17 protein-coding genes are annotated in these 24,907 nt (G+C 72.3%); 10 read left to right on the forward strand and 7 right to left on the reverse strand.

Going from position 1 to position 24,907, the window contains the following annotated elements:
- Window positions 1-128 precede the first annotated feature (128 nt).
- From ACFTWP_RS36730 to ACFTWP_RS36750, 5 genes are all read right to left on the reverse strand, one after another.
- Complete coding sequence (locus ACFTWP_RS36730; RefSeq protein ID WP_380269432.1) at window positions 129-1,040, reverse strand: carbohydrate ABC transporter permease; 912 nt, start codon at window positions 1,038-1,040, stop codon at window positions 129-131.
- On the reverse strand, window positions 1,037-2,350 hold the full coding sequence (locus ACFTWP_RS36735; RefSeq protein ID WP_380269433.1) for an ABC transporter permease subunit: 1,314 nt from the start codon (window positions 2,348-2,350) through the stop codon (window positions 1,037-1,039). The genes ACFTWP_RS36730 and ACFTWP_RS36735 overlap by 4 nt, the downstream gene beginning before the upstream one ends.
- A gap of 12 nt (window positions 2,351-2,362) precedes the next feature.
- On the reverse strand, window positions 2,363-3,682 hold the full coding sequence (locus tag ACFTWP_RS36740; protein ID WP_380269434.1) for an ABC transporter substrate-binding protein: 1,320 nt from the start codon (window positions 3,680-3,682) through the stop codon (window positions 2,363-2,365).
- A gap of 298 nt (window positions 3,683-3,980) precedes the next feature.
- On the reverse strand, window positions 3,981-5,672 hold the full coding sequence (locus tag ACFTWP_RS36745; protein ID WP_380269435.1) for a glycoside hydrolase family 13 protein: 1,692 nt from the start codon (window positions 5,670-5,672) through the stop codon (window positions 3,981-3,983).
- Window positions 5,673-5,859: 187 nt separating this feature from the next.
- A complete protein-coding gene (locus tag ACFTWP_RS36750) occupies window positions 5,860-7,149 on the reverse strand; it encodes an ABC transporter substrate-binding protein (RefSeq protein WP_380269436.1) in 1,290 nt (429 codons plus the stop codon).
- Between the two features lie 170 nt (window positions 7,150-7,319).
- Here ACFTWP_RS36750 and ACFTWP_RS36755 point away from each other — a divergent pair, with 170 nt between their 5' ends.
- From ACFTWP_RS36755 to ACFTWP_RS36780, 6 genes are all read left to right on the forward strand, one after another.
- Window positions 7,320-7,823: a helix-turn-helix transcriptional regulator gene (locus ACFTWP_RS36755; RefSeq protein ID WP_380269437.1), complete on the forward strand. Its 504-nt coding sequence runs from the start codon at window positions 7,320-7,322 to the stop codon at window positions 7,821-7,823.
- Window positions 7,820-8,596, forward strand: a complete 777-nt coding sequence (locus tag ACFTWP_RS36760; protein ID WP_380269438.1) for an ABC transporter ATP-binding protein — start codon at window positions 7,820-7,822, stop codon at window positions 8,594-8,596. Before ACFTWP_RS36755 ends, ACFTWP_RS36760 begins: the two co-directional genes overlap by 4 nt.
- Window positions 8,597-8,600: 4 nt before the next feature.
- The gene (locus ACFTWP_RS36765; RefSeq protein ID WP_380269439.1) at window positions 8,601-10,904 is read left to right on the forward strand and encodes an FtsX-like permease family protein; all 2,304 of its coding nucleotides are present in this window, start codon (window positions 8,601-8,603) and stop codon (window positions 10,902-10,904) included.
- 158 nt (window positions 10,905-11,062) lie between these two features.
- Window positions 11,063-11,605, forward strand: coding sequence for a hypothetical protein (locus ACFTWP_RS36770; RefSeq protein WP_380269440.1), 543 nt, complete (start codon window positions 11,063-11,065; stop codon window positions 11,603-11,605).
- 37 nt (window positions 11,606-11,642) lie between these two features.
- Window positions 11,643-12,149 carry a hypothetical protein gene (locus ACFTWP_RS36775; protein WP_380269442.1) on the forward strand — a complete coding sequence of 169 codons (507 nt, stop codon included), beginning with the start codon at window positions 11,643-11,645 and terminating at the stop codon, window positions 12,147-12,149.
- A 5-nt stretch (window positions 12,150-12,154) separates the two neighbouring features.
- A complete protein-coding gene (locus ACFTWP_RS36780) occupies window positions 12,155-12,646 on the forward strand; it encodes an RICIN domain-containing protein (protein WP_380269443.1) in 492 nt (163 codons plus the stop codon).
- 50 nt (window positions 12,647-12,696) lie between these two features.
- Here the strand turns inward: ACFTWP_RS36780 and ACFTWP_RS36785 are convergent, their stop codons facing one another.
- Window positions 12,697-16,698, reverse strand: a complete 4,002-nt coding sequence (locus ACFTWP_RS36785; RefSeq protein WP_380269444.1) for a BTAD domain-containing putative transcriptional regulator — start codon at window positions 16,696-16,698, stop codon at window positions 12,697-12,699.
- Window positions 16,699-17,377: 679 nt separating this feature from the next.
- Here ACFTWP_RS36785 and ACFTWP_RS36790 point away from each other — a divergent pair.
- From ACFTWP_RS36790 to ACFTWP_RS36805, 4 genes are read left to right on the forward strand one after another with little or no spacing between them, the layout of a single operon-like run.
- Window positions 17,378-18,961, forward strand: coding sequence for an ABC transporter substrate-binding protein (locus ACFTWP_RS36790; RefSeq protein WP_380269446.1), 1,584 nt, complete (start codon window positions 17,378-17,380; stop codon window positions 18,959-18,961).
- Entirely contained in the window at window positions 18,958-19,929 is a 972-nt protein-coding gene (locus tag ACFTWP_RS36795; RefSeq protein ID WP_380269447.1) for an ABC transporter permease, read from the forward strand. The genes ACFTWP_RS36790 and ACFTWP_RS36795 overlap by 4 nt, the downstream gene beginning before the upstream one ends.
- On the forward strand, window positions 19,926-22,517 hold the full coding sequence (locus tag ACFTWP_RS36800) for an ATP-binding cassette domain-containing protein (RefSeq protein ID WP_380269448.1): 2,592 nt from the start codon (window positions 19,926-19,928) through the stop codon (window positions 22,515-22,517). The genes ACFTWP_RS36795 and ACFTWP_RS36800 overlap by 4 nt, the downstream gene beginning before the upstream one ends.
- Window positions 22,518-22,531: 14 nt before the next feature.
- Complete coding sequence (locus tag ACFTWP_RS36805) at window positions 22,532-23,302, forward strand: thioesterase II family protein (protein WP_380269449.1); 771 nt, start codon at window positions 22,532-22,534, stop codon at window positions 23,300-23,302.
- A 59-nt stretch (window positions 23,303-23,361) separates the two neighbouring features.
- Here the strand turns inward: ACFTWP_RS36805 and ACFTWP_RS36810 are convergent, their stop codons facing one another.
- Complete coding sequence (locus ACFTWP_RS36810) at window positions 23,362-24,870, reverse strand: MFS transporter (protein WP_380269450.1); 1,509 nt, start codon at window positions 24,868-24,870, stop codon at window positions 23,362-23,364.
- Window positions 24,871-24,907 lie beyond the last annotated feature (37 nt).

Raw genomic sequence — 24,907 nt, forward strand, 5'->3', positions numbered from 1 at the left:
GACAAACCCGCGCTGGGCGAATCGCGGGATTCGCCCAGCGCGGGTTTGTCCGCGCCGTCAGCCGGGCTGGACAGGACCTCCCGGCACCGACTGCCACGGCCTGGGCCGGGCCACCCGCCGGGTGCCGGTCACTTCACGGATCCTGCCATCGCTCCTTGGACGAAGTGGCGTTGGAATGCGAGGAACACGACCACGGGGACGAGCAATGACAGCAGGGCGCCGGGAGCGAGCACGTCCAGGTTGCTGCCGAACTGCCGCATCTGGGACTGGAGCAGGACGGTCAGCGGCTGGGCCTCGCTGCCGGCGAACACCATGGCCACCAGCATGTCGTTCCACACCCAGAGGAACTGGAAGATGGACAGCGCGGCGAGCGCTGGCCCGGCCAGCGGAAGTGCCAGCCTGCGGAAGATCAGCCATTCACCGCAGCCGTCCATCCGGGCGGCCTCCAGGATCTCGTGCGGGATCTCCAGGAACTGGTTGCGAAGCAGGAAGACGGCGAACGGCAGACCGTAGGCGACGTGGAAGAGGACCACGCCAGGCACCGTCCCGAACAGGCCGACCGCTCCCAGCAGGCGGGCCACCGGGACGAGGCCGATCTGCACCGGCACCACCAGCAGGCAGACCACGACCAGGAACAGCCAGTCCCGGCCGCGGAACTCCAACCAGGCGAAGGCGTATCCGGCCAGTGCGGCGAGGCAGACGGTGAGTGCGGTGGCTGGTACGGAAATCAGTACGGTGTTCCAGAACGCGCCGGGTACCTGGCCGCCCGAGAGCAGCGCCGTGTAGTTGTCCAGTGTCAGTTGGGAAGGCGCGGAGAGGACGGTCCACCACCCACTGGCGGAGCTCTCTTCCTTGGGGCGCAGCGAGGTGACCAGCAGGCCGACGGTGGGTGTCAGCCAGAGTGCTGCCGCCAGGACCAGCACCAGTTGTACGGCGCCGCTGCGTGTGCGGGCTGCCAGCCGGCCGGCGAGTGCGCGGCGTTTGCGGGCGGAGGCGGCCGCCGCCGTGCCGTCCTCCGCACGGTCGATCGGTGCGGTCATCGGGTGCTCCTGCGGAAACGTCGGATGTTGACGACCATGGCGGGTACCACCAGTAGGAGCAGCAGGACGCCGAGGGCACTGCCCAGCCCCTGGTCGTTGCCGCCGCCGAAGGAGACCTGCCACAGGCGCAGGGCGAGCACGCTCGCGTCCTGCTGCACCGGACCGGGCGCGATGACGTAGACCAGGTCGAAGATCTTCATCACGTTGATCACCATGGTCACGAAGACCACACCGAGGACGGGAGCGAGCAGGGGGACGGTGATGCGGCGGAAGACCTGCCACTCACTGGCACCGTCCATCCGGGCGGCCTCCAGGGTCTCGCGGGGCAGGCCGGCTAGGCCGCCGGCGATGATGACCATGGCGAAGCCCGCCCAGATCCAGATGTACGCGCCGATGACCGCGGGGGTGACCAGGCCGGGGCCGAGCCAGTCGACGCCGCGGTACGGTGCCGCGAAGTTTGAGGCGGGCAGTTCCACTTCACCCGGCCGGGTGAAGTGGAACGAGCCGTCGGCCGCGGTGGTGGTGCTCTCGACGGCCTTGCCGCCGTCGAGGAGCCGGACGGTGACACCGGGTAGGCCTTTCTCACCGGCGTCGACGGCGCCGGGGGTGCCTCCGCCCCTCGGGGTGACGTCGAGGAAGACCACGCCGTGCAGACCGCCGCCCGGTGCGGTGATGGTTGCCGGCTGTGCGTCGGCTGGGAGATTCGCGGGGCGCAGGCCCACCAGGGCGAGTCGCACCTGTCCCTCGGCGGCGGGCCCGGTGGTCCGCAGCGAGCCGTCGGGCTGCTCGGCCAGCCCGGAGCCTGCCCGGGGCCGGGCCCCGGGATAGCCGGCTGCCGGGTCGAAGGTGTCGTGCACGGCAACGGCGGCGGCGTTCAGCACCCCGCGCTGCGGGTCCTGCTCGTACACCAGGCGGAAGGTGATGCCGGCGGCGAGGAAGGAGATCGCCATCGGCATGAACACCAGCAGCTTGAACGCCGTTCCCCAGCGCACCTTCTCGGTGAGCACGGCGAACACCAGGCCGACGGCGGTGACCAGGGCCGGTGCGACCGTGATCCAGATGGCGCTGTTGCGCACGGCCGTGAGCGTCTCGGGGCTTCGGAACGCCGCCCGGTAGTTGCCGAGCCCGACGAACCCGTGGCCTGAGGCGTCGAAGAGGCTGCGGACGAGGGAGTAGCCGATGGGGTAGACGATCAGGGCGCCGAGCAGTAGCAGGGCGGGGAGCAGGAAGAGCACGGCCAGGCCGCGGGCGCGCCGTGCGGCGGAGCGCCCGGGCCCGCGGGCGCTCGGGGACTGACGTGATGTCGTCATAATGACGCCCCGTCAGGCTTGGTAGGCCGCAGCCGCGGCGGCTTCGAGCTGCCGGGCGGTGCCGGTCACGTCTGAGGGGTCGGCCAGGAAGTCCTGGAGGATCTTCCATTCGCCGCTGCCCTGGGTGCCGCCGAAGGCCGCCGGCGCCTGGTCGGAGAGGTCGAAGCGCAGGGTATCGGCCGCGGCGATCAGGGACTCGGCGGTTCGCCGGGTCGTGTCGTCCTTGTAACTGTCCGTCGGCAGTTTCATGTTGGGGGAGAGGAAGCCGCCGGCCCCGGCCCAAATCCCGGCGGCCTCCGGAGTGGCGAGGAAGGCCAGCAGCTGCTGGGCGGCGTCCTTGTTCCTGGCGTCCTTGAGCACGACCGCCGCATCCCCTCCGCCGACCACCGGCGGTTTGCCGCTGCCGACGGCCGGGAACGGGAAGAATCTGGCATCCTCGCCGACCTTCTTCTTGAGCTCGCCGGAGACGAGGGCGGCGACGAAGTCGCCCTCGTAGACCATGGCGGCCTCGGGGTGGTCGCCGAAGACCTGCTGGACGGACTCGGGGTAGTCGGTCTGCAGCGCGCCCTTTCCGCCGCCGTTGACCAGGGCGGGGTCACCGAACAGCCGGGCCAGGGTGGTCAGGGCGGAGACCACGGTCGGGTCGGTCCAGGGGATCTGGTGCCTGGCCAGCCTGTCGTAGTTCTCCGGGCCTGCCTGGGAGAGGTAGACGTTCTCGAACCAGTCGGTCAGCGGCCAGCCGGCCTCGCCGGCCACTGCGAATGCGGGCAGTCCGGAGTCGGATACCGCTCGTCCTGCTGTGAGCAGCTCGTCGAAGGTGGCGGGGGGTTCGACCCCGGCCCCGCTCAGGGCCTCCGGGCTGTACCAGACGGTGGACTTATGGGCGGCCTTGAAGTAGAGGCCATAGAGCTTGCCATCCACCGTGCCGTAGTCCGCCCAGACCTTGGCGTAGTTCTGCCCGAGCGCGTCCGCGACGGTCGGTCCGATCGGTTCCAGCCAGCCCTTGCGAGCGAACTGCTGGAGCACGCCGAGCTGGGGCATCATCACCACGTCCGGCGGGTCGCCGCCCTCGATCTTGCCGCCGACCAGGGTCGAGATGTTGTCGCCGGTTGAGATGTAGGTGACCTTGGCGCCGGTCCGGGCGGTGAAGGCGTCCAGGACCAGCTGGAAGTTCTTCTGTTCGACGCCGGTCCAGGCGGCGGCGACGCTGACCGTGTGGCCCTTGAGCGGCAGGTTCTCGTCGGAGCCGGGGCCCGCGTCGGTGCCGCAGGCGGAGGTGGCGGCCAGTGCGAGGGCGGTCGCCAGGGCGGCCGCTGTCTTCTGGAGTCTCATGTTGCTGTCCTTCTGATCGGGCAGGCCGCGGAGAGGGAAGCGCCCAAGACCCGCCCAACGGAATGTCGGTCGGTGGGACGGGTGGGTGGCCGCCGGCCCGGGGCGGGGCGGCGGCCGGCCGCGCATGGGCGTGCGCGGCGGTCCGTGGGGCGCCTGCGCACCGGGCATGGGGGAGGGGGCCCGCCCCACCTGGATGCGCCGAGGTGGGGCGGGGTGGCCGCCGGTCCCGGGGGAGGGAGGTGTCGGCGGCCGGCCGGCCGGCCGTGCGCTGCTGCGCACGGCGGTCTGTGGGCGGCGCTCAGAGCGCGCCGATGTCCTGAACCCACCAGGCGGCGGTGCCGGGCGGCAGCGTGCCGGCCGGGCAGGGACCGCTGGCGATCAGTGGTACGCCGGTCACCGGGGCGAGTGCGGGCTCGTCACCGAAGTTCACTGCGCAGAGCAGCCCCTCGCCCCGGACAAAAGCGAGCACCCCGGGTGGGGTGTCCACCCAGCGCAGGGCGCCTTCGCCGAGCTGGGGCAGGGTCCGGCGCAGTTGCAGGGCCTCGCGGTAGAGGTGCCAGGCGGAGCCGGGGTCGGTGACCGCTCGCTCGACCGTGTGGGAGGCGAAGTACTCAGGCTGGGGCAGCCAGGTGGCAGGCTGGGTGCTGAAGCCGAACGGCGCCTCCTGCCCGGACCAGGGGATCGGCACCCGGCAGCCGTCGCGGATGCCGGTGCGGCTGCCGGTGCGGTGGAAGATCGGGTCGGTGAGTACCTCGTCGGGCAGGTCGGTGACCTCGGTCAGGCCGAGCTCCTCGCCCTGGTAGACATAGGCGGCGCCGGGCAGGGCGAGGATCAGCAGCGAGGCGGCCAGGGCACGGGCCGCGCCGCTGCTCGGGTCGGGGCCGGCGAAGCGGGTGGCGGTGCGCACCTGGTCGTGGTTGTTGAGCACCCAGGTGACGGTGGAGCCGGTCGCCGCGATGTCGCGCAGGGCCTCGCCGATCACCCGGCGGAAGTGCGCGGCGTCCCAGGGGGCGTGCAGCAGGTGGAAGAAGAACGCCTGGTGCAGTTCGTCGGGCCGCAGGTACTTAGCCTGCTCGGCGGGGGTCGGTACGGAGGCCTCACCGACCAGCAGCCGGTCGTGGCCGTCGCGGGCGGTGTACTCCTCGCAGACTGACCGCCAGGACCGCCAGACCTCGTGCACCTCGGGCTGGTTCCAAGCGAGCGGGTTGACCGAGTCGCGGGTGCGTTCGTCGGCCTCCGGGTCGATGGAGTCCGGGAGTTCGGGGTGTTTGAAGAGGCCGGCCGCCACGTCTATCCGGAAGCCGTCCGCGCCCCGGTCGAGCCAGAACCGCAGCACCTCTTCGAACTCGGCGGCAACGGCGGGATGGCGCCAGTTGAGATCGGGCTGGTCAGGAGTGAACAGGTGGAGGTACCACTGGCCCCAGCTGCCGTCCGCCTCGCGGATCCGGGTCCAGGCGGGGCCGCCGAACATGGCGCGCCAGTTGTTCGGCGGCAGTTCGCCCTGTGCGCCGCTGCCCTCGGCAAAGTGGAAGCGGGCCCGTTCGTGGCTGCCGGGCCCGGCGGACAGTGCGGCCCGGAACCAGCGGTGCTCGCTGGAGCAGTGGTTGGGGACGATGTCGAGGATCAGCTTGAGCCCGAGCAGTCGGCAGTCGGCCACCAGGCGGTCGAAGTCGTCGAGCGAGCCGTAGAGCGGGTCGACCGCGCGGTAGTCGGCGACATCGTAACCATGGTCGCGATGCGGCGAGACGTAGAACGGGCTCAGCCAAATGCCGTCCACACCGAGCCGTTTGAGGTAGGGCAGCCGGGCGCGCACGCCGGGCAGGTCACCGATGCCGTCGCCGTCCGAGTCCTGGAAGCTCCGGACGTAGACCTGGTAGATCACCGCGTCCCGCCACCATCGCCGATCGGTCCTGGTGATCGTCGCAGGTGCCGGAATCAACCCTGGGTCGAGAGCGGCCGCCGGACCGCCGCGTGCGGCAGGCGTGATCATTCGTCATCCTCCGGGGTGTGTGCGGGCGAACGGGCCGCGCTGGGAAGTACGCGCTCGGCCGAGTCCGTTCCGGCGGGCGTCTATGCATGCATGTTAGGTAGATCAAGAAAGGCATGTCCAACCTGAGCCCGGCAGCAAAAAACCGCAAAATGGGGTAAGTCGGGCTAAGTGACACCTTCTCGCCTAGTTACTTGTTAAGTACGTCCTTGAGATCCGCCGCCAGCCGGCGGGCAGCCTCGTCCGTTCCGCTCCGCCCCAGTAGCACCTGGTACGAGTCCGCGCTGATCGCCAGGCTCAGCTGCTGGTACTCCGGGACTGCCGGGCGCGCCACTGCAGTCTCCAACTCGCGCCGCACCACTGGCAGATACGGGAATCGGCCGACCACGGCCGGATCGCTGTAGAGGTCCGCCCGCGCCGGGGGCTGCCCGGCCTCCGCGAGGGCCCGGACCTGCATCTCCCGTCCGGTGAGGAACCGGATGAGCTCGCGCGCCGTCCGCTGGTGCCGGGATGCCGAGTTGACAGCCAGGTCGGACCCGCCCAGCACGCCCGTGCCCGGTCCCTGCGGGCCTGGCAGCGGCACCACGCCGAACCTCCCCGCCACCGACGAGTCCGGCGCCGCGGCGGACGGATGGACCGACGGCCAACCGCGCAGGAACAGCAGCCGTCCATCTCGGAACGCCTCGCGTGACTCCTCCTCGCGGTACGTCAGCGCCTTCCGGGGTATCCAGCCCTTCCGCACCCCGCCCGCGAGGAAGTCCAGCGCGTGCCGGTACCCCGTGCCGTCCACCGCGACACCGCCCTGCCCGTCCAGGAAGCGCCCACCGGCCGACTGCACGGCCTCGGCCACGTTCACCGTCAGGCCCTCGTACGGCAGCAGTTGCCCCGCGTACCCGTCGACGCCGTACCTCGGCGCCACCTCGGTCGCCAGCCGCTCCAGTTCCGCCCAGGTGGCGGGCGGTTGCTCGCCTGCCTGCGCCAGCAGGTCCGACCGGTAGTACAGCAGGCCGACGTTGGCCACCAACGGGACGGCGTACAGTCGCCCGTCGTACCGGCCCGTTTCGACCGCCTGCGGGAGCAACCCGCCCACCTCCACCGGATCTGGGCCGTCCAATGGCGTGATCCAGTGCCGGGAGGCGAACTCGGCGGTCCACACCACGTCCAGATTGAGCACGTCGAAGCGGTCGCTGCCGCCGGCCAGGCCCGCCGCGAGCTGGGCCCTCACCTCGTCGGCGGCCTCCGGAAGTTGAACCAGCGTGGCGCGCTCACGCGGATGCCCGGCGTTCCACGCCTCCAGCAGCCCGCGCAGATAGCCGTTGCTCTCCCGGCCCGTCACCAGGGTGACCGGGCCGCTTTCCCCGCCCGGTTCCGACCTGCCGTCGGACCGGACGCACCCGGCCGCCGCCAAGGTCGCCGCGAGCACCGCCGCCACCAGCCGGTGTCCGCCCCGCGTACGACTTCCGGCACGCCTGACTCGCATCGGACCGACCTCCCGGTTCACCCCCGCCGCGACACTGCGGACGGAAGGTCACTGCACCTCGCGGGTGCCCCATGAGAGAGACTGGGGTCCGTCCGCGTACCGTGTGAGCGGCCCGGATCCGCCGGGCGGCATCGACACGACAGCCTAAGGCCGGAGGAGGGGTGATCCGAGTGCGCCTCCCATTGCTGGCCCTCCTGGCAGGGGAACCCGCGCACGGATACCAACTGAAACAGGAACTTGAGCAGAAGTTCGGCGCCGGGTACCCTCGTCCGAACATCGGTCAGTACTACGTCACCCTGAACCGCCTGGAGAAGGCGGGCCTGGTCCGGGGCCAGGACGTCCCCCAGGACGGCAAGCCGGACAAACGGGTGTACGAGATCACCGACGCCGGCCGGCAGGAGCTCGCCGAATGGCTCGCCGAACCGACCGACGGCCCGCGGGTGCGCGACGAGTTCTTCATCAAGCTCATCCTCGGCCCGGAGACCCGGCTGACCGACCGGCTGTCGCTGATCAACAACCAGCGACGGCACTACCTCAACATCATGCGCGGCCTCAACCGGACGGCCACGGCGGAACGCGGCAACCGGATCTCCCAGTTGCTCATCGAAGGCGCGATCCTGCACCTTCAGGCCGACCTCGATTGGCTGGAACGCTGCCAGGAGGATTTGACGTGACCGGAGCCGCGGAGCCCGGCCCCAGCGGAACCATACCGCTCCTTCGGGCCGTCGGTCTGGCCAGAACCTACCGGGGTCCGCGTACCGGCGCGGTCGTCGAGGCACTGCGCGGCGTCAGCCTGACCGTCGGACGCGGCGAGTTCGTCGCCGTCACCGGCCCCTCCGGCGCCGGCAAATCCACTCTGCTGCACCTTTTCGGCGGCCTCCAGCGGCCCGACAGCGGCGAACTCCACCTCGACGGCGACCGTGTGGACACCCTCGGCGAAGCAGCCTGGGCGGTCCGGCGCCGACGACGGATCGGCGTCGTCTTCCAGACCGGCAACCTGGTCTCGAACCTTACGGTCGCAGACAACGTCGAGCTCCCGGCCCTGCTGGCCGGCCACGGCGCCCGCACCTCCCGCAAACGCCGCCGGGACCTGCTCGATCGCCTCGGCCTCGCCGACCGCGCGGCGGCCGCCCCGGGCGCCCTGTCCGGTGGCGAACGGCAGCGCGCCGCGCTTGCCCGAGCCCTGGTCAACGACCCTGACCTGCTGCTCGCCGACGAGCCCACCGGAAGCCTCGACAGCCGCGCTGCCCGCCAGGTGCTCGAACTGCTCGCCGAACACCACAACAGGGGCGGCACCATCGTGCTGGTCACCCACGACGCCCGGGTGGCGGGCACCGCCGACCGAGTGATCAGCCTGTTCGACGGCCGGATCACGGACGACGCCCGGCTCAGCGACGCCGTACCGCACCCCGTCGGCGTCGCAGGCGTCATCGACCTGGGGGGCTGAGGCCGTGCGTGCCACCCTGCGGTGGATCTGCGCCGACCTACGCTCGCACCGGCTGCCCGCTGCTCTCGTGGTCCTCGCCACTGCCGGTACCGTCACCGCGCTCCTGCTGGCCGGCACGCTGCTGGACCACGTCTCCGGCCCATGGCAGAAGCAGTTCGCCCGTGCCAACGGCGCCCACGTCTGGATCGAGACCGGGGCCGGGGACGCGGAAGCCGTGCGGAACGCCGTCGGCGGGGTGACCGGCGTCGCCGGGCCCTGGCGCACCGCCACCGCCACCCTGGTCGCCCGCAACGGCCACCCTGCCAGCACCACCCGGCTCCCGCTGGGCCTGCGGTCCGCCGCCGTCGATCAGCCGGAGGTCTCCCGGCCGCTGCTCACCGCCGGCCGCTGGCTGGACCCGGTCGTGCCCGACGGTGTGGTCCTGGAGCGCTCGGTGGCCGCCGCCGGCTGGGCGGGGCCCGGTGATCACCTGACGGTACGTGATGCGCACGGCTTGCCGCACGAACTGACGGTCCTCGGCGTCGCCGACAGCCCGGACCGTCCCGGCTACCCCGACGTGAGCCCCGGCCTGGCCTGGACCCTGCCGGCCGGCCTCGACCTGATCGAACCCCGGCGGGCAGATCAGGGCCACGTCCTGGGCCTGCGCCTCGCGGACCCATCCGACGCCGATTACGCGGCGCAGCGCGCCGTCACCGAACTCGGCGGCGGGAATGTCACAAGGGTCGCCACCTGGCTGGAGGCCCGGGCCTCCCACGAGCGTGAGCGCCGACTGGTCGGCCGGTTGCTCGGGCTGTCCGGCCCGGCCGCGCTCTTTGCCGCGGCACTGGCCGTGGCGGGAGCCGCCGGCGGGCGGATCCGCTCCCGGATCGGCGACATCGCCACTCTCAAGGCCGTCGGCTTCACACCCGCCGGCGTGACCCGACTGTTCATCCTCCAACACGCCCTGCTGGCCGCCGCCGGATTCGTTCTGGGCGTGGCCGCGGCCGCTGTCCTCGTCCGCCTGCTACCCACTGCCGGGGCCGAACCGCCCGGCGCACCCTGGCAGGCCGTACCCGGGGGAGCGCCGGCGGCACTGGCGGCAGGTGCGCTCTGCCTGGGGACGGTCGCGCTCGCGGGCGCCGCCCCGGCGCTGCGGGCCGCCCGGGTGGTACCCGTACCTCCGGCCGACGGCGGACCGGCGCCCTCCCGCCCGCCGAAGCCCGCCCGCCTGGCACTGCTCCGCGCGGTACCGCCTGCCGTTTTGCTCGGAATACGGAGCGCGATCAGCCGCCCGGGCCACGCCGCACTGGTCGTCGCACGGTTGGCCGTACCGATCGCGGCCTGCACCGTCGCGCTGGCCACCTGGTCGACGGTGGACGGGTTGGCACGCGCGCCGGGCGAGCTGACGGTACGCGCGACCGACGGGACTCTCCCACCGCCGTCGGGGCTCCTGGGGCTGCCCGGAGTCGCGGCCGTACACCTGGGCACGGAGTCCGAGCCACTGGCGCCGAGCCAGGCGGCGACGGTGACCCTGCGCGGGCTCGGCACCAGCGCGCAGCCCTACCCGTTCAAGGTCGTCGAGGGCCGCGGAATCCGCGCCACCGGGGAGGCGGTGGCAGGCCAGGGGGCGCTGGACCTGCTGGGCATCCGCGTCGGCGAGTGGGCCCGGATCACTACCGACGGTACGCCCCGCATCCTGCACGTGGTCGGCCGGGTCACGGAGCCGGAGCGGGCCGGGCGGGTGGTCTCCGTCGCCCTGGACAGCCTCGATCCGGTCGACGGTAGCGCCGAGGCCGACCGCTTGATGCTGATGCTGCGGCCGGGCGCGGATCCGGAGCAGGTCCGGGCCGGCTTGCGGGCGGCCTGGGGTGACCGGCTCGACGTCCGGCGGGAATCCGGGCCGTTCGACCAGGCCGGCGGGCTGTACCTGGCCGTCGTCGGCCTGGTCGCACTGCTCGCGGTGATCACCCTGGCAGAGGTGCTGACCCTCTCCTCGGCCGCTCTGCGCGCTTACCGGCACGACCTGGCGCTATTGCGCACCATCGGGCTGACGCCGCGACAGGCGGTGGGGCTGGTGGTGACCAGGTGCGCGATGCTGGCTGCGGCGGGAGCGGTACTCGGGACGACGGTGGGTGCCGCCGTTGGGGTCCGCTTGATCGACGGGCAGGGGCGGGCGAGCGGAGTGGGTGCCGGGATAGCCCGGGTGCCGTCGCTGTGGTCGCTGCTGCTGACCGGTGCCGTGGTGGTCGGAGCTGCCGCGGCTGCGGTGGCTCTGCCGGCCCTGCGGGCGGCGCGGACCCCGCCCGGGGAGCTGCTGCACCGGATCTGACGGGCATTTCATGGGCGTTGCAGGTCTCTGTACTGGGCTTCTACCGAGGAGAGTTGACAGAGAGCCGGCCGAAGAGTTCTCAGAGAGCTGCCAATTAGCGGTGATCCCTAACGTTTCTCCCATCGGAAGCAGTTCCCACCGGAAGAAAGTTTCGGATCATGAACAAGAAGGCTATTGCGCTGGCGCTGGGGGTGCTGATGGGGACCCTGACCGTCGCCCCGGTCGCCCAGGCGTCGACCGGCGTCGGTACCCGCGGGTGCACCTCGGGCAAGCACTTCGAGGCGAGCAACCCGCGTGAGCGGCAGTGGGCCGCGACCGCCAACCGGTTCTACAACTACAACGGCTCCAACGGCACCATGACCCAGACCGTCACCTCCCGCACCCAGGCGGTTGCCACCACTTCGTTCAGCCAGGACATCGGCGTCGAGGTCGGGGTGGCGTTCAGCTACATCAACGCGAAGTTCAGCTACGGCCAGGGCCGGTCCTGGTCGCAGTCGACCTGGGTGGGTGCCGACAACTCCACCACCGTCACGATCCCGGCGCGGCGCGGCGTCTACTCCGACTACGGCACCTGGGGCAAGGACTTCGACGCCAAGTCCTGGCAGCGTATCTGCATCGGAAACACCCCCTACGACACCAACGTGCGCTACTCCACGGTGTGGGTCCCGTCCAACGTCACCGGCTGGTACATCCACTACTGAGACGCGTCGGCGACGAGCGGACGGAAAGAGAAGCACGATGATCAAGGTGGGAAAGACGGTCCGTCGGGTGGCGATCGGAGTCGCCGCAGGCCTGGCGCTCACCCTCGCACCGGCCATGACCACGCCGGCCTCGGCCGCCGTTACCTTCCGGTACCTGGCGAACCAGCAGTACGGCGACTACCTGACCGGAAGCCTCAACGGGACGGTCACCACGGAGACGTACACGGGCCTGGGCGCGCAGTGGTGGGACTTCATGAACAAGGGGGGCGGCTACTACACCCTCTACAACGCGCACGAGCCGTCCAAGCTCCTCGCCGAGTGGCTCGAGACCTGGGCGGTGGCAACGCGCACGGCGAACCCGACCTGGGCCGCGCACACGGAGCAGTGGTGGGTGGCGTACGGCCCGAACGGGACCATCTACATACACAACCGGGGCAACAACAACTGCCTGACCGCCAAGGGCCGCGGCAACGCCGTGCGGGCGGAACCGTGCCGCACCGGTGACCGGAGCCAGCTGTGGTACCAGACCTCATGGACGGGGTGACCGGCATGACCGCTCGAATCCAGACCAAAGCGACGCCGCTCGTGCTGGCCGCCGCCGCGATGTTGTCCGTCCTGGTGGGGGTGCAGCCGGCCGCCGCTGACCCGAACGGCCAGTACATCGTCAACAAGTACGACACCAACATCGTCGTCGATGTCAGCGGCGGCCGCCCGGTCGCCGGGCAGTGGGCCATCGCCTACGCCAAGAACGGCGGTGACAACCAGAAGTGGTCGGTCCACGACTACGCCAACGGGCTCGCCTACCAGGTCGGCCCCGGCGTGGTGCTGGCACGGAACTCCAGCACCGGCTTCGTGGAGAGCCAGTTCGACTCGGGCCAGCCCGGCCAGCGGTGGTGGATGGCGGGTTCGTCCTCCTCGGGCTTCGTCTACCTCCACAGTCGCGACGGCAACGACTGCCTGACCAACGTCGGCACTGGTAGTCAGCTCATCACCGCACGCTGCCGGCAGGGCGACCCCAGGCAACTGTGGGCCTTCCGCTGACAAACGGTCGCGGCCGTGCACTGAAGCCGCCCCGGGCGCCCGGGGCGGCTTCACCGTGTCCGGGCCCGGATCCGGTCCGCCACCGAGGTCCACTCCAGGACGCCGTTCTCCCGTGCGAAGGCGGCGGTGGGTGCGAGCTGCTGCTCGGCACCCGTCAGGTCCCCGTCGGCCTCAGCTCGTTCGGCTGCGCCAAGGCTGGCCTGCAACTCGTCGGGCAGCGAGCCGATCCGGCGGTAGCAGTCGGCGGCCTTGGCGAGGTCACCCGTCAGGTACGCCCGGGCCGCGGCGCTCCACGGCGACGGCCGTACCTGGTCGAGCGCCGATGCGGCGTACCCCAGACGGGTAAGTACGAGCGGCAGGTCGACGCCGATGTCGGGTAGGAGTGTCCGGCCCTCCAGGAGTGTGAGCAGCCGCTCGACGAAGCCTCGGGCCTCGGCCGGGCGGCCGGCCGCCTCCGCGACCCGTGCGGAGAAGGCCAGGGCCGGGCAGAGGTCCTGTGGGTCGGCGAGCCGGCGGGCGGCCGACAGGCCGAGTGTGGCGTGTTCCCCGGCGTGGTCGAGATCGCCCCTCGCGAGCGAGATCCGCCCGATGACGGTGTGCCAACTCCCGCGCAGTGGGAGCCAGTCCGGGCCGGAGGAGCGGAGCAGCCCGGTGGCCTGAGTCGCGGCGTCGGCCCATTCCCCGGCCCAGTAGTGCTCGACGACGGCCGACCCGAGCAGCATCCGGGTGGCCATCGCGTCGCCGTACACGGCTGCGGCCCGCAGCGCGTCGTCACGGACAGCGGGGAGGCTGTCGAGCCTGCCCGCCTTCGCCAGTGCGCAGCTGAGGTTGCCCAGGGCCCGGGTCGTCGACATGCCGTGCCCGGCGAGGATCCGGACCGCGTGCTCGAAGTCGGCGACGCCGTCCAGGTCTCCCAGATCAACTCTGGCCGCACCGAGCGCCTTGAGCGAGTCGGCAGTCAGATCGGGCCGGTCCAGTCGTTCGGCGTCGGCGAGCGCTCGCCGGGCGAGTTTCTCCGCCTCCTCGCACCGGCCGTCGATGGCCAGCGCGAGTGCCAGACCGCAGCGCAGTTCGGTGGCCTCGGGGCCGTCGTCGTGCCGGACGAGCTCCAAGGCGCGGTCCCGGCGGACGCGGCTGGCGAGATGGCCCACCCGGCGGTCGGCCAGCGCCGCGAGGTGGAATTCGGCGCTCGCAGCGCCCGTGAGGTCGCCGGACATCAGCAGCATGTCCCGCGCCTCCAGCAGCGTGGCCTCGCCGGTGCCGTCGCACTCGGCCTGTGCCTTTCCGTACCTGAGCAGCAGCTCCGGACGGGCCGGGTCCTGGGCGGGGCAGAGTTCGACTGCCGCGCGGAGGCAGTGCACGGCGGCCCGGTGGGCCCCCATTGCCCAGGCCCGGCGACCAGCCCCGGCCAGCACGGCACGGGCCCGGTCGGACAGCTCGGTCGTCGGCCGGCCGGCCAGGGCAGTGAGCGTGACCGCCGCGCAGTAGTGGTACGCCAGACGTGCGGAGTGTTCGAAGGGCAGTTTCTCGATCCACGACGCGGCCAGACCATGGCGCACGGCCCGCGCGTCGACCGGCAGCCGGGCATAGGCGATCTCACGGGTGAGGGCGTGTCCGAAGGCGTACTCGGGCTCTCCAGCCACCGAGCTCCAGCGGCACCTGGTCAGCAGCCCCCGGCGGGTCAACGCATCCAGGCACCGCCGCACCTCGGCGGGTTCCCGGCCGCAGAGGGCGGCCACCGCGGCCGGCCACACGGCGGGGCCGAGCACCGATGAGTCCAACAGCACGGCCCGCTCCTCCGGGGGCACCGTGTCGAGCCGGGCCGCGATGACGGTCCGCACGGACTCCGGCAGTGCGTCGGCCTCCGCCGCGCCCGGGGCGGCGGACTCGGCGAGCATCCGGATGTACTCCTCGGCGAAGAAGGGGTTGCCGCCGATCCGAGTGATCAGGCCGGGCCGCGACACCGGATCCCAGGTGGCCGGAGCCGTCGGGGAGTCGGCTCCCGTCCCAGACAGCCCGTGGCGGGTGGCAAGGGCCTGCAGCAGTTGTGCGGTGCCGGCGTCCGACAGGGCCGTAAGCGAGACGGTGGTCGCGTCGCGCTTGCCGCCGGACCAAGCGGAACGGCGCCATAGAAGCTCCGGGCGAGCTGTCACGACGACCAGCAGTGGTACCGGACCGAGTTCCTCGGTGAACTCGTCGACGAAGTCGAGCAGCACGTCGTCGGCGCGGTGGAGGTCCTCCAGGACCAGCAGGAGAGGGCTCGCGGCCGCGGTCTCCTCCAGAAGCACCCGAGTGGCGCGCCACACATCCTCGGCCGGCCGCCCGGCGGGGTGTGCTCCGTCGATGCCGGTGAGCAATCGGAGGTTGGCCTCGACCCAGTCGGCCTGTTGGGGATCGCAGACTACCTGCCGGATCGTGCGGGCCAGTTTCCCGGCCGCCGTGCCGAGCGGGTCGGTGTCCTTGATGCCGGTGCACGACTTGACGAGGTCGTGCAGCAGGAAGTAGGCGGAGCCCTCGCCGGCCGCCTCGCCCGCGCGTTGGACGCCGCCGGCGATGTCGGGGAGCCGGGCGACCAGGCTGCGGATTTGTGCCGGGTGCCGCTCGGCCGAGCGCAGCAGTTCGCCGACGAGCCTGGTCTTACCGAGACCGGCCTCGCCGAGGACAGTGAGCAGCTGAGGGCGCCGGCCCTGCACGGTGTCCTCCAGGAGTCGGTCCAGCAGCTCCGTCTCGCGGCGCCGCTCGACGAGCGCGACCGGCTCGCCCGGGCGGGACGCAGCCGTGGCGGACAGCGGCCTCCAGTTGCCGGCGGGACCGGGGGCAAAGGCGGTCCCTTCTCGGCCGGCCCGGTAGGTGGCCGGGCAGACCATCACCTCGTGCGCGGGGGTGAGAGAGAGCAGGGTAAGGCCTTCCCGGGCCTCGCCGGCCATCATCGGTGCACCGTGCTGCCCGTTGCGGGACACCAGGGTGTCACTGGTGGTGACCGCGATCCGTATCTCCGCCGTGTCTTCCGGCAATCCGTCGGCTGACCGGAGGCGGTCGCGCAGGGCGAGTGAAGCCGCGACAGCCCGGGCGGGATCGTCCTCGCGGGTGCGGTCGCTGCCGAAGATCAGCTGTACCACCGGGCCGATGGTGCCGGCCACGATCCCCTCGAACCGGCTGGCTGTAGCCCGTACGACCTCCAGCACGGCGGACAACTGCTGATCGCGTGTCTGCGGGTCGGTGCCGGCCTGCCAGGCGGGCCGGCATTCGAGCAGGACGGTACTCACCCGCCGGTGTTCCCACCCCTCGCCGGGGGCGGGCGGCCCCGCCGCGCCGTTGCCCGGCGCCAGGGCGGTACCGGCGGCCGGTTCGCGGGCGAGCGACAGGGCTGGATCCTGGGAGAGTACCGCCCTCTCCAACTGCCTGAGCCCGGGGCTGGGTTCGATTCCCAGCTCGGCGATGAACACCATACGGGCCCTGCGGTAGGCGGCGAGGGCATCCGCCTGCCGGCCCGAGCGGTAGAGCGCGAGCATCAGCTGTCCGTGTAGTCGCTCCCGCAGGGGGTCGGTGTCCGTCAGCACGGTCAGCTCGCCGATCACCTCGCCGTGGCGGCCGCAGGCGAGTTCGGCGTCGAGGCAGTCCTCCCAGGCCGTCAGGCGTGACTCGTCGAGGGCGCCGAGCACCGGCCAGGTGATTCCGGCACTGACCAGATCGGCCAGTGCCGGGCCGCGCCACAGGGCCAGCGCCCGGCGGAACGCCGCGGCCGCCGCCGCCGGATCGCCGTCGGCGCCGGCTGCCCGGGCCTGCGTCACCAGCTCCCTGAACCGGTGGAGATCCACTTGCTCGGCGGGTATCCGCAGCAGGTACCCCGGTTTCTGGCTGAGCAGCGCCACGGTGTCACCCGACGGGTCGAGGTCCTTCAGCGTCTTGCGCAGCCCCCACACTGCGTTGTGGAGCATGTTCTTCGCGGAGGCGGGCGGGGTCTCGCCCCAGAGGGCGTCGATGGCCTGCGGGATCGACACCGCACGATTCGGGTTCAGCAGCAGGAAGGCCAGCAGCGCCCGCTGTGTCACACCGCCGAGTAACACGGGACGGTCTCCCACGGCCGCCTCCAGCGGGCCGAGCACCGAAAACCTTGGCAACCTGGGGCCCGGCCCTTTCCCGTACGCGCGGACGAGCAGCTCGTCAGCGAGAGTAGCAAGAGTGGGCGGAAGACCCGGGGGCGGATTTCGTCGTGGAAGGCCTGTTCCGGCCCCGGGCCATAAAAGGCGCTTACGTGTCTTTGCTTGTACTTGGCTGACTGACGGAAAAATCCGCTTGGTTGGGCCCTTGGTTCGGTCAATTGCGTGCATTCTGCTTGTAGGTAGCATCAAATCTTCACCAGCTGGGCGCTCATCCAACACCCGGGATCTGCCCCGCAATGTGCAGATGGAGTCAGTCGGCGGTAGATAGGAAGACCGCGGCGGCCGTTCCGCAATATCCGGGGCCGTGTGAAGAATGACGCGGACGCGCATTTCGACGCCCCGCCGCTCGGCGGGCGGGTGAAGACCGGGCGGGTGTCGTTACCGCCCGTCCGCCCGTCCGTCCGTCCGCGGGCGTGTCGGGCTCGCGCCGCGCCGCGCCGCGCCGGCGGGCCGGCCGGGGCGGGTTGACTGAACCCACTATTGAAAAGCATTATCATTTCAATCTAAGGTGCTGTCGTCCGGAGCGGCCCGCATGGGCAGAGCTCTGCATGCTGTGAATGAGGAAAACGTGACGAACAATCAGATCTCCCGCCGGTCCTTGCTGCGCTCCATCGGGGCCGGTGCCGGGCTGGCGGTCGGCGCAGGTCTGCTGGCTGCCTGCGGCGGCCCGGCGGCCCCGACGCTGCTCGGGACGGCGGCCGACTCCGTTTCGCCACGCCGGGGCGGGAAGCTGAAGGCGGCGTTCGCCGGGTCCAGCGCCGAATCCACCAGCGTCCTTCAGGCCACCGGCTCGGCCGTCGATTACGTCCGGGCGCGACTGGTGTGGGACACCATCGGCGAGATCGACGGCGGCGCCACGGTGTGGCGCGTCGCCGAGTCCGTCGAGTCCAATGCCGACGCCACCCGCTGGACGGTCCGGATCCGGGATGGCATCACCTTCAGCGACGGCCGCCGACTCACCGCCCAGGACGTCCTGTTCAGTCTGCGCACGCTCGCTTCGAACCCGACGACCCAGAGCGGACTGCTCGGTGGCCTGGACCCGGCGGCCTCCTCGATTCGGGATCCCCGCACCCTTGATCTGCAGCTCAGAGCACCCGACGGGTTCTTCGACCTGGCCCTGGCGCAGTCGATGTTCGTCTTCCCTGACGCCACCACCGACTTCGAACACGCCCTCGGCTCCGGCCCGTTCGTGCTCAAGAGCTGGACCCGCGGCAGCAGCGGCCTGCTGGCTGCCCGCACCGACTACTGGGCGGCCGCGGACGGCGGCCCCTACCTGGACGAGATCGAGCTGATCCCGGTCGCCGACGCGGGCGCCCGCCTCAACGGCCTCAAGGCGGGCCAGTTCGACTACGCCGGCGGGATCTCCCTCACCGCGGCCCGGGCGGAGGCGGACAACACCGGCGTGCGCATCGTCACCGCGCCGAAGGAGCTCTGGAGCGACCTTGCCCTGAGCATGAACCTCGCCACCGCCCCGTTCGGCACGCCCGAGGCCGTCCGGGCGGTGAAGTACGCGATCGACCGCGAGGCGATGGTCCGCACCGTCACCCTCGGGTACGGCGAGGTCGCCGACGACGCGCTGGGACGACACCAGCCTTGGTACGACAGCTCGTTGGCGGGCCGCGCGCACGATCCCGAGCAGGCGCGCAGGCTGCTCTCCGCAGCCGGCCTCGATGGTGTCCGGCTCTCCGTGCGGACCAGCGACTACGAGTACGGGACGCTGGAGAGCGCCACGTCGTTCGTCCAGCAGGGGCAGGCCGCCGGGTTCACCGTCGCCGTCGACAAGATCCCCGCGGCGGACTACTACACCGACGTCAAGGCCCTGCTCAGCACGCCGCTGCAGACCAACCTCTACCACGCCATGCCGCTGCCCCTACAGCTCTCCTTCTTCTACGGCGCCCAGGCCGCCTACCCCTTCACCGGCCCGTCGAACACCACCCTGGACGGCCTGATGACGGCGATGCACGCCGCCATCGGCGATGCGCGGCGGATCGCCGCGGTGCACGACGTGCAGCACTACCTGTACGAGCAGGGCGGCGACGCGGTGTTCGCCCGGATTCCCCCTGTCGCGGCGGCCCGGCCCACCGTGCACGGCGTTCAGCCGCGCGGATTCTTCGACTACCCGTGCCTGCGCGACGCCTTCCTGGCCGCGTGAGCGGCACCCGGTGGAGCCGACGAGCCGGGCGATGGCCGCGTCGGCCGGCCGGTGCCGCGGTCACCCTCCTGGCGGCCTCCGCGCTGGTCTTCGCCGCGACTGCACTGGCGCCCGGCGACGCGGCCACCGCCCGGCTCGCCGGGCGGGCCGGGCCCGAACAGATCGCCGAACTAAGGCACGGTCTCGGCCTGGACCGGCCCTGGTGGGAGCGCTACGCCCACTGGCTGTGGCACGCGCTCCAGGGAGACCTCGGTGTCTCCTACGCCAACGGCACGCCGGTCGCGCACCTGCTCGCCGAGCGCGCGGGCAACTCGCTGCTGCTCGGCGCGGTGGCCGCCGCGCTGCTGCTGCCACTGGCGGTCGGCCTCGGCCTGTGGTCGGGCCTGCGCGCCGGCCGGGGCCCTGACCGCGTGGTGTCGCTGGCGACGCTCGCCCTGCTGAGCCTGCCCGAGTTCGTCGTCGGGACCGTCCTGGTACTGGTCTTCGCCGTCGGGCTGGGCTGGCTGCCCGCGGTCTCCGTGCCCGCCGCCGGACAGGGCCCGCTGACGCAGCCGCAGATCCTCGTGCTGCCGGTGCTGACGCTGCTCTCGGTGTGCCTGGCCCAGAACGTCCGGCTCGTACGGTCCGGAGTGATCGCGGCATCGGCCTCGGATGCCGCACGGACCGCCCGGCTGGGCGGTGTGCCCGAACACCGGGTGGTGCTGCGCTGGGTGCTTCCGGCCGCCGTCGTGCCGGCCCTGCCGGTGTTGGCCCGCTACCTCGCCTACCTGCTCGGCGGGACGCTCGTGGCGGAGACCCTGTTCGGCTACCCGGGGTTGGCCGCCGCGCTTGTCAACGCCACCGCCGCCCGGGACACCCCCGTCGTGCTCGGCGTCAGCCTCGCGGTCGCCGCCGTGACCGTCACCCTCAACCTGCTCGCGGACACTCTCGCGGCAGCTCTCAACCCGGCTGCAAGGAAGAACAGTTGACAACGGAAGATAGGGCGACCGCGCTCGCGCCGGAGCAGTCCCCGGCTCGGGTCCGCCCGACCGCCCGCCGCGGGCGCCGTCGCGCGGGCGCCGCCGGCGTCCTCGCGGCCACCGTCCTGCTCGCGCTGTTCGGGCCGCTGCTCGCCGCCCACGGCCCCGGTGAGGTGCTCGACATGCCGTACGGCCCCGCCGGGGGAGCGGCGCCGCTGGGGACCGACCACCTCGGCGCCGACGTGCTCAGCCGGTTCCTGGCCGGCGGTCGGTCGCTGGTCCTCCTCGCGCTGGCGGCCCTCTGCGTCGCGTACGCGGCGGGCGCGGCTGCCGGCATGCTGGCGGCGCTGCGCGGCGGCCGCACCGACACGGTGCTGCTGCGCGCCGCGGACGTCCTGCTGAGCATGCCCGCTTTCCTGCTGCTCAGCGTCACCGTGGTCGCGGTGGGGCGCGGGCCGACCGGTGTCGGCGCCGCCACCGCGGTCGTGCTGCTCCCGGAGATCGTCCGGGTGGTCCGCGCGGCGACCCTGCAGGTCCTGCAGCACGACTACGTCGAGACCGCCCTGGCGCGCGGGGAACGCACCGGGTACGTGGTGCTGCGCGAGGTGATGCCCAACCTCGCACCCGTGCTCGCCGCCGATGCGGGCGTGCGCTTCGTCGGCGCCGTCTTCGTCGTTGCGACCGCCGGATTCCTCGGCTATGGCACCCAACCACCCTCGGCTGACTGGGGCCTGATGATTCTGGAGAACCGCGACGGACTCTCGCTCCAACCGCTCGCGGTCGCCCTGCCGGCCGCCGGGATCCTCGTCCTCCTGCTCTCCGCCAACCTGCTCGTCGATGCGGCCTTCCCCGTCCGGCGGGGCCCGCGACCGCACCGCCGTCCGCGCGGGACGGCCGCCGGCTACACGACGTCGGTCTCCGACCCCACGGCGCCGGCCACCGGCGCAGTGCTGCGGCTGCGCGGGCTCACCGTCGAGGCCGAGGACGGGCAGCGCGTCCTGGACGGGGTCGACCTCGACCTCGCGCGCGGCCGGATCCTTGCCCTGGTCGGCCCGTCCGGCAGCGGGAAGACCACGCTCGCCCTCGCGGCCCTCGGCGAGCTGCACCCCGGGCTGGTCCTGGCGTCGGGCGAGGCACGACTCGCCGGACATTCCGTCGTCGGCCTGCCGGAGCGGGCACTGCGAAGGCTGCGCGGCCGGCACTCCGGGTACGTCCCGCAGGATCCCCGCAGCTCGCTCGCGCCGACGCTGCGGGTGGGCGCACACGTCGGCGAGTTCCTGCGTGCCCGCGGCGTGTCCCGGGCGCAGCGGCCCGAGCTGATCCGCGCGGCGCTGCGGATGCTCCGACTGCCCGCTGACCGTGAGTTCCTGCGCCGGCTGCCGCATCAGCTCTCCGGCGGCCAGCGGCAGCGGGTGGCACTTGCCGCTGCGCTCGCCCACTGCCCCGACCTGCTCGTGCTGGACGAGCCGACCAGCGCGCTGGATCCGGCCACCGCCGTCGCACTCCTCGCTGACATCGACCGGCTGCGTGGCGGCCGGGGAGACCCGCAGCCGCCGGCCGGGGGAGGGCCGGCCATCCTGCTGATCGCCCACGACCTGGCCCAGGTCGCCTCGGTCGCTGATGAGGTGGCCGTGCTCGACGGCGGACAGCTGGTCGAGTGCGGCCCGGCAGCCGAGGTGCTCGCGCGGCCGTCCAGCGCTGCCGGGCGACGGCTGGTCGGCGCGGCGCGCGCCACCGAACCGCCCCGGCAATCCGTAGGGACGCGCGGAGGCCCGGCCGGCCCGCCGGTCCTCGTCGTCCGAGGCCTCGCCTCCCGACGAGGAGACCGGTGCGGTGATGGACACCTGTTGGGCGGCATCGACCTCGCCCTTGAGACCGGCGGGTGCCTCAGTATCGTCGGCCCGTCCGGTGGCGGAAAGACCACCCTGCTCCGGTGCCTCAGCGGTCTGCACAGCGACTGGACGGGCCGGCTGGAGCTCGCCGGTGACGTGCTGCCGCACGGGCTCCCCGGCCGGTCGGTCGAGCAACTGCGCCGGATTCAGCTCGTCCCGCAGGATCCGTACAGTTCGCTCAACCCCCGACACACCGTCGGGCGGATCATCGGCCGCCCGCTGAGCCGCCACCGGCCCGGGCTGGACGAGGGCGCACTGCGCGAGGAGACGCACCGGCTGCTGGAGCGGGTCGGGCTCGCCGCCGGCCACGAGCGACGCAGGCCCGCGCAGTTGTCCGGTGGCCAACGCCAACGCGTCGCGCTGGCGAGGGCGCTGGCGGCCGAGCCAGTTGTGCTGCTGTGCGACGAGGTGACCAGCGCGCTCGACGCGCCTACCGCCGCCACGGTGGTCGCACTGCTCGCCGAGCTGCGCCGGGAGCTGGGTGTGGCGCTCGTCGTCGTCACCCACGACCTGTCGGTGCCCGCCCGCCTCGGCGGCCGGATCGCCGTGCTCGCCGACGGCCGGATCCGCGAGAGCGGCCCGGTCGGTCAGGTGCTCGGCACGCCCACCGACCCCGTCACCAGGGGACTGGTGGCCGCGGTGCCGGCGTGGCCGGCCCTCGATCCCGTCCAGCCGGCGCCGGATCCGCGCCGGGTACCGAGCTGAGAAGGAGCACCGGAATGTCGTCGGACCGCCGACTGCGCCGCCCGAACCCCCGCCCGCAGGCGGGCCTGCGGCTGCTCTGCCTGCCCCATGCCGGCGGCTCGGCCGGCCTGTACCGGGCCTGGGCCGCGCTCCTCCCGCCAGAGATCGAGCTGGTGCTCGCCTGCCCACCGGGCCGGGAGGACCGTCTCGACGTCCCATTCCCACCGGATCTGCCGACGTTGGTGGGTGACCTGGCCAAGGCGGTGGCGCCGCTGCTTGACCGGCCCTGGGCGGTGTTTGGCCACAGCATGGGGGCCACCACGGCCCACGAACTCGTCCTGCACCTGGCACGGACAGGTCACCGGGCTCCCGTCCGTCTCTTCGCCTCGGCCCGCGAGGCCCCGCAGTACGAGCGCCGCACCACCACGTATCTGCTCGACGACGACGCGCTCTGCGCCGAGCTCGCCCGGCTCGGCGGCAGTGACCCGGAGCTCCTCGCGATGCCGGAGATCCGCGAGCTCGTGCTGCCCGCTGTCCGTGAGGACCACCGGATCATCGAGTCCCACCGGGTGCTGCCCACGGAACCTTTGACCTGCCCGGTGACCGCGTTCGTCGGAGACCGGGACACCGAGGTGACCGCCGAGGAGGCGGCAGGCTGGCAGGAGTGGACCAGCGCCTCGTTCGAGCTGCTGACGTTCCCAGGCGGGCACTTCTACCTGTCGGACCGCCCCGGCGAGGTGGTGGAGGCCGTCCTCCGTGGGCTCGCGGCGGCCGGCTTCACAAGCGCGCCGGTCGGCTGCAGGTGAACTCGTCGGCACGGCGGAGGCCGGTCGCGGACCGCCGCGACCGGCCTCGATTCACCGACTCAACCCGCCTGCCCGGCCGGCTGCTTGCCCCGCTCCCGGATCAGCAGCAGGCTCGCTGCTGCCGCCAGCAGGCCGGCCGACCCGGCGATCAGGAATATCACCGACAGCGCGTCGGTGTAGGCCGTGCGGGCGAGCGCGAGCAGCGGAGCTCGCACCGCCTCGGGGACGGTCGCGGCGACCGCGTCGAACTGGCCAGCCGCGACGAGCCGGCGCAGCTGTCCGGTGCTCTCGGCGGGGACGGCGAGCCGGTCCAGCGCGGCGGGGGACATCGTGTCCGCGATCCGGTTCGTGAGCACCACCCCGAAGACGGCGACGCCGGTCGCCGTGCCGAGCGGGAAGAAGCTGTTGGCTGCGCCGGACGCCGTCCCGGCCCGGGCCGGGGGGACCACCCCGACCGCGAGTGCGAGCAGGTGAGGGAGGGTCAGTCCGGCGCCCGCGCCGAGCAGCAGAAGGACGGGCAGCAGGGCCGTCCAGTCGTCCTGCGCCCCGATCCGGGCGCCGAGCACCATACCCACGCTGGCCACGGCCATGCCCAGCGCCAGAACCTGCGCGACGGGCAGCACCTTGGCCAGTGGCCCGCTCAGCCCCGCCGCCAACGTCAGGGCCACCGACTGGGCCAGCAGGACCAGGCCGATCCGGAACGGCGTGAGGTGGAGCATGCCGCCGAGCCAGAGGGTGAGGAAGGGCAGCAGCCCGAAGCTGAGGATTCGGGCGGCGAAGCTCAGCAGCACCGCGCCGGTGAAGGTGGGGATCGCGAACAGGCGCAGATCCAGCATCGCGCGGGCGCCCAGCCGCCACTGGACTGCGAGGAAGGCGCCGCCGAGCAGCGCGCCCGTGCCGAGTGCGAGCAGCACCCGCGGTGTGGACCAGCCCTGCTCGGCGCCCGTCAGCAGGCCGTAGTTCAGCGCGACGAGCGCGAGCACGGCCAGCACGGCGCCAGCGCGGTCGATGCGCGGGGAGGCATCGGGCACGACGCTCTCCGGGACCTTGCGGGCGGTGCCGTACATGATGAGCAGGCCGATCGGCACGTTGACGGCGAAGAGGAAGGGCCAGCTCAGCCATTCGACGACCGAGCCGCCGACCAGCGGGCCGAGCGCCGCCGAGATGGCCCCGCCCGCGGTGAACAGACCGATGGCGGCGGCCCGAGCACGCTCCGGGGCGCCGTCGAAGGCCCCGGCGATGAGGGCGAGTGAGGTGCCGAGCACCATGGCTCCGCCGGTGCCCTGAAGCGCGCGGGCCGCGATCAGTACCGTTGGGTCCGGCGCGAGCGCGCAGACGGCCGAGGCAGCGGTGAAGAGGGCCACTCCGGCGAGGAAGATCTTTCGTCGTCCGACCAGGTCGGAGACGGAGCCGGCGGTTAGCAGGAACGCCGCGAAGGTCAGGGTGTAGGCGTTCACGACCCACTGGAGGCTGTCCAGGGGAGCCCTGAGGTCTTGCCCGATTTCCGGCAGCGCCACGTTCACGACCGTGATGTCCAGGGTCATCATCGCTGCCGCGAGCGAGGTCACGGCGGTCGTCCATCGCCTCGCGGACCGCACCTCGACC

The organism is Kitasatospora sp. NPDC057015 (assembly GCF_042673745.1).
In the GTDB taxonomy this organism is placed as follows: Bacteria; Actinomycetota; Actinomycetes; order Streptomycetales; family Streptomycetaceae; genus Kitasatospora.

What these genes read in the sequence shown, in the direction of transcription:
- ACFTWP_RS36730 (WP_380269432.1), bottom strand. Translation starts at nt 1,040, where the DNA reads ATGACCGCACCGATCGACCGTGCGGAGGACGGCACGGCGGCGGCCGCC.
- ACFTWP_RS36735 (WP_380269433.1), bottom strand. Translation starts at nt 2,350, where the DNA reads ATGACGACATCACGTCAGTCCCCGAGCGCCCGCGGGCCCGGGCGCTCC.
- ACFTWP_RS36740 (WP_380269434.1), bottom strand. Translation starts at nt 3,682, where the DNA reads ATGAGACTCCAGAAGACAGCGGCCGCCCTGGCGACCGCCCTCGCACTG.
- ACFTWP_RS36745 (WP_380269435.1), bottom strand. Translation starts at nt 5,672, where the DNA reads ATGATCACGCCTGCCGCACGCGGCGGTCCGGCGGCCGCTCTCGACCCA.
- ACFTWP_RS36750 (WP_380269436.1), bottom strand. Translation starts at nt 7,149, where the DNA reads ATGCGAGTCAGGCGTGCCGGAAGTCGTACGCGGGGCGGACACCGGCTG.
- ACFTWP_RS36770 (WP_380269440.1), top strand. Translation starts at nt 11,063, where the DNA reads ATGAACAAGAAGGCTATTGCGCTGGCGCTGGGGGTGCTGATGGGGACC.
- ACFTWP_RS36775 (WP_380269442.1), top strand. Translation starts at nt 11,643, where the DNA reads ATGATCAAGGTGGGAAAGACGGTCCGTCGGGTGGCGATCGGAGTCGCC.
- ACFTWP_RS36780 (WP_380269443.1), top strand. Translation starts at nt 12,155, where the DNA reads ATGACCGCTCGAATCCAGACCAAAGCGACGCCGCTCGTGCTGGCCGCC.
- ACFTWP_RS36805 (WP_380269449.1), top strand. Translation starts at nt 22,532, where the DNA reads ATGTCGTCGGACCGCCGACTGCGCCGCCCGAACCCCCGCCCGCAGGCG.